At 31.5% G+C, this 4,897-nt stretch carries 5 protein-coding genes; 4 read left to right on the top strand and 1 reads right to left on the bottom strand.

Annotation, left to right across the window (positions count from 1 at the left end; translation table 11 throughout):
- The 3 genes from ACHZC3_RS04190 to thiL all read left to right on the top strand — a co-directional run.
- Positions 1-1,355: hypothetical protein (locus ACHZC3_RS04190; RefSeq protein WP_394758630.1), on the top strand; the 1,355-nt coding region annotated here is incomplete at its 5' end.
- Between the two features lie 80 nt (positions 1,356-1,435).
- Positions 1,436-2,047, top strand: a complete 612-nt coding sequence (locus ACHZC3_RS04185) for a hypothetical protein (protein ID WP_394758629.1) — start codon at positions 1,436-1,438, stop codon at positions 2,045-2,047.
- 141 nt (positions 2,048-2,188) lie between these two features.
- Complete coding sequence (gene thiL / locus ACHZC3_RS04180; RefSeq protein WP_394758628.1) at positions 2,189-3,244, top strand: thiamine-phosphate kinase; 1,056 nt, start codon at positions 2,189-2,191, stop codon at positions 3,242-3,244.
- Positions 3,245-3,246: 2 nt separating this feature from the next.
- On the opposite strand, the gene ACHZC3_RS04175 is transcribed toward thiL, so the two are convergent.
- A complete protein-coding gene (locus ACHZC3_RS04175) occupies positions 3,247-4,113 on the bottom strand; it encodes a DMT family transporter (RefSeq protein WP_394758627.1) in 867 nt (288 codons plus the stop codon).
- 102 nt (positions 4,114-4,215) lie between these two features.
- On the opposite strand from ACHZC3_RS04175, the gene ACHZC3_RS04170 reads away from it, so the two are divergent.
- Entirely contained in the window at positions 4,216-4,791 is a 576-nt protein-coding gene (locus tag ACHZC3_RS04170; protein WP_394758626.1) for a heavy-metal-associated domain-containing protein, read from the top strand.
- Positions 4,792-4,897 lie beyond the last annotated feature (106 nt).

Genomic DNA, 4,897 nt, shown 5'->3' with positions numbered 1-4,897 from the left:
AGATTCTTGAGTTAAATGGTAAATACTATTTTTTCTATTCTTCATGGGACGGAGACAATGAAAAAGAACAATTGTTCTATGTTGAAATAGATTTTGATAAAGGAGAATTTATAGAAAACCATAAATTATTATTTCAAGTTGACGGCAAAGTTTCAGGAACATTTGTTGGAAATGGATTTTCAATCAGTGTTCAAGATAAATTTGATTTTTATCAGCCAAGAGACAAGAAAAGTGTCTTAATACAATACAGAAAAAAACCAGAAGTTAAGAAAGACACTAAAAGTTTCGACATTCTTGGGTTGTACACTTTCGACGGAGGTCTAAATAAAACTTCTGGCAATGAGGTTACAATGCCTTATACTGAAAGAAGAATGAATAATCTAGATTATCAATTAGATAACAGGGGAAATTTATATTTACTTACAAAAGTTTTTCATGATGACAGTAATGATGATAAAAAGAAAAAGAAAGACACTGAAGCAAATTACCATGTTGAGATGTTTGTGATTAAATCAGGATCAAACAAAATAGATATCTCTAAGTTTGATAATAAAGATAAATTCATTAATAAATTATGGCTTTTTGATACTGACAAAGAGTACTTAGTTTGTGGTGGTTTTTATAGTAATGGAAAAGGCGATTTCGACGATTGCGATGGAATTATTGCTTTTAAAATAAAACCAGACGGAACTATTTATGACAAAACTTTTCATGAAATCCCATTGGAAGTTTTAAATCAATACGAGAGTGAAAAAACCAAGAAAAAGAACGAAAAGAAAGAACGAAAAGGAGATGACGCAAAGTTTTCTGACCTAGAACTTTCGGATCTTGCTATAAATGAAGATGGAAGTATTGTGCTTGTAGGAGAACAATATTTTATTGTCACTCATACATCTTACAGCCCACAAGGAGGAATGAGAACAACTGTTACCTACCATTATTGTGATATGTTAATTTCTAAAATTAATGCAGATGGTAAATTAGGTTGGATGAAAAAAATTGCAAAAAACCAAATTGGTTCTAGAGGAAAAGGCGGAATGTCATATAAATATTTTAATGCAAATAATAATCATTATTTTGTCTATTTAGATAATGTCAAAAATATCGATTTGCCTTTAGACAAAGCGCCTGCAAAACATAGTGATGGTCAGGGCGGTTACTTAACAGCTGTGAAAATTTCTGATTCAGATGGAGCTTTAACAAAAGGATCTATCTTGAATTCTAGGGAAGTTGAAGATTTTAAAATCTATCAATTTTCAACAAATAGAATAGTAAAAACTAGCGAAAATTCATTCTTATTAGAAGTGTACAAAAAGAAAAAAGAGGATATAATGATTAAGGTTAATTTGAATTAATCATTAATTTTTAACTTTCTTTAATAATGTAATTATAAATTATTTGTAGTTTTATACTTTAAATAAACAAAAAAGTAAAAATGAAAAAAGTATTAGTATTAGCGGTATTATTTGTTTCGTCTCTAGTGACGGCTCAAAAAATGGAAGTTGTAAAAGGAGATTTTGGGTTTCTAAATGGTCAAAAAGAAATCAATGTTGAGTTTGATTACAGTAAATTGACTTTAATGAAAGAAAACAAAACGGAAGCACAATATGTCGAAGAACGTTCGAAAGAGCTTAACGAAAAGACAAAAGGTGTTGGTGATATCTGGAAAAAGAAATGGAACGGAGCCAAAGAATCTATTTGGAATCCTAAATTTTTAGAATTAGTTAATATCGTTTTAGCTAAAAAGAAAAAAGAAGTTTCTTTTCAAGAAGGATTAACTTCTGCAAAATATACATTAATCGTTGAAGCTGTTTGGATTTTTCCAGGATGGGATGCTATGGTAATGAAACAACCTGCAAAAGTTACAACAAATTTAAAATTCGTAGAAACTTCAAATAAATCTAATGTTCTTTTAGAAATTTCAAGTGAAAATGCACCTGGAGATCAATATGGTAATAATTTTAGCAATGAAAGCAGAATTGGTGAAGGATTTGCTAAAACCGGAAAATCATTAGCAGGATTTCTTTTGAAAAAAGCATATAAATAAGTCTAAATCTATTATAGCTTTTATAAATAATCAGGCTCAACTTTATTAAAAGTTGAGCCTTTTTTATTATTAATACCTAATACTAATTACAACTTCATACCACAAAATTCTTCGTATCTTTGCAACTTCAAATTAAGAAAAATGATCGAAGATAAAACACCACAACGCACAAGTATAGCTCAACTAGGAGAATTCGGACTTATAGAACATTTAACAAAGAATTTTGCTGTTAACCAACCCTCAACATTAAAAGGAATTGGCGATGATGCTGCGATTTTGGATTTTAAAGACAAAAAAGTGGTTGTTTCTACCGATTTATTAATTGAAGGAGTGCATTTTGATTTAGCTTATATGCCGCTAAAGCATTTAGGTTACAAAGCCGTTGTTGTGAATATTTCTGACATTTGTGCTATGAATGCAAAAGCTACTCAAATTACGGTTTCGGTAGCAGTTTCTAATCGATTTCCACTAGAAGCATTAGACGAATTATTTGCTGGAATTACATTAGCTGCCAATGAATATAAAGTTGATGTTATAGGCGGAGATACGACCTCATCACAAAAAGGGTTAATTATTTCCATAACCGCAATTGGTGAAGCAGACGAAGACGAAATTGTATATAGAAATGGAGCAAAACAAACAGATTTATTAGTTGTAACTGGCGATATTGGCGCAGCTTACATGGGACTACAAGTTTTAGAAAGAGAGAAACAAGTTTTTCAAGTTAATCCTAACAGTCAACCAGATTTAGACGCTTACACCTACTTAATTGAGCGTCAACTAAAACCTGAAGCTCGTAAAGATGTACGCACTTTATTACACGCATTAGAGATAAAACCTACATCTATGATTGATATTTCTGACGGATTATCGTCGGAAATAATTCATTTATGCAAACAATCGAAAGTAGGTTGTAATTTATACGAAGACAAATTGCCTATCGATCCTCAGTTTATCAATGTTTGTGAAGAATTTAATATAGATTCTACTACAGTAGCTATAAATGGTGGTGAAGATTACGAATTACTCTTTACCATTGCCATGGAAGATTTTGAGAAAATAAAAGGGAATCCGAATTTCACTATCATTGGACACATGACACAGGAAAGCGAAGGAATTCATCTCATAACTCGTGCAGACACAAAAATTCCTCTCAAAGCGAGAGGTTGGAATGCATTGACAGAAGAAGAGTCTTAAAGCTACTTTCTGCTCGCCATATAAACACCTACTAAAATAATAAAAGCCCCAAGAAACTGTATTGGAGTTAGCATTTCGTTATCTAATAATCCCCAAGAAAAGGCTACGATTGGAATTAGATAAGTAACGGAAGTGGCAAAAACAGGTGACGAAATTTGTATCAATCTAAAAAAAATAAGATTCGCAATTCCTGTTCCTACAATTCCTAAAATACTAATGTAAATCATTGAATTTTGAGTTTTGGCTAAATGAACAGTTTCAGAAAACCCAGAAAAACTCAAAACAAGAATAGCAGGAATTGTCATTATTGCAAAGTTCCCAACGCTTATACTCATCGGACTAAGATCTGACAGATATTTATTAATCAAATTCACATTGGTAGCATAACAAACCGAAGCAATGATTATAAAAATGGCATAATAATAATTCTGGTCTGGATGGTTTATTGCACCATTATAAACCAACAAAACACTACCAAACAAACCAATAAAAATACCTATTATTTGACCACGCTTAAAAGTTAATCCAAACGCAGAAATACCAATAAGCAAGGTATTCATTGGGGTAAGAGAATTCAATATTGCACTTACCGAACTATTTATCTGAGTCTGAGCATACGCAAACAAGAAAACTGGCAAAAATGTACCGAAAAAAGCAGTCATAGCGATATATTTCCATTGATGATGTGGAATTTTCGCTAAAGACTTAAAACCTATCAATAACAAAAATACTGCTGTAAAAAGTATTCGAAGCGAACCAACCTGAAATGGAGTTAGCCCCACCAATCCTCGCTTTATTAGTATGAATGAACTTCCCCAAATTAGAGAAAGTATAATCAGTAAAAGCCATTTATTATCTTTAGTAAACATCTATTTATTTTGAATTCACAAAATTCTGTTATTTTTATGAATATCGAATTGTTTTTTATATATTTTTGTCATTAATAATCTGAATCAATAAAATTTTAAAATATGAAAAGTATCAAAGTAACATTAGCGCTGCTAACAATAACAGGAGCGTTGTTTGTAAGTTGTAAAAAAGAGACAACAGAAACTAAAACCGAAACCGCTTCAGCCTCTAAAGAAATTGCAAAAGCAGAAACTACAAGTTTTAATATCGAAGGTATGACTTGTGCAATGGGTTGTGCAAAAGTTATCGAAAACAAATTAGCAGGACTTGATGGAGTACAAAAAGCGTCTGTTGATTTCGATAAAAAAATAGCAACTATTCAGTACGACGCAACTTTACAAACTCCAGAAAAATTAGTAGAAACTGTAGAAGCTGTGGCTGATGGGAAAACGTATAAAGTTGAAAATGTAAAATCAACTGCTGATAAAGCTATGTTATACCAAGACAAACAAGATCAAGAAAAACCTAAAAAGAAAAAAAGATCAAAAAAATCAGCTGATGAAGCTTCAGCTGCAACAGCAACTCCAGCAACAATGGAAACTGCAAAAAGTTGTGGCCCAAAAGAAGGTGAGAAAAAAGGCGGATGTTGTGCTGCTAAAAAAGCTTGTTCTGCAGATGCAAAACCAGGCGTTTTGTAATATCAATATTTTGACTAGTCCTAAATAATCGATACAGATTATTAGACAAAAATAGATAAATTAAATAGCACCAAAAACGTTTTTGGTGCTGTTTTTAGTTTTATAG

Source organism: Flavobacterium sp. (assembly GCF_043720215.1).
In the GTDB taxonomy this organism is placed as follows: Bacteria; Bacteroidota; Bacteroidia; order Flavobacteriales; family Flavobacteriaceae; genus Flavobacterium.
Note: the sequence above shows the minus strand (reverse complement) of the source record. Positions and strands in the feature narration are given on the sequence as shown.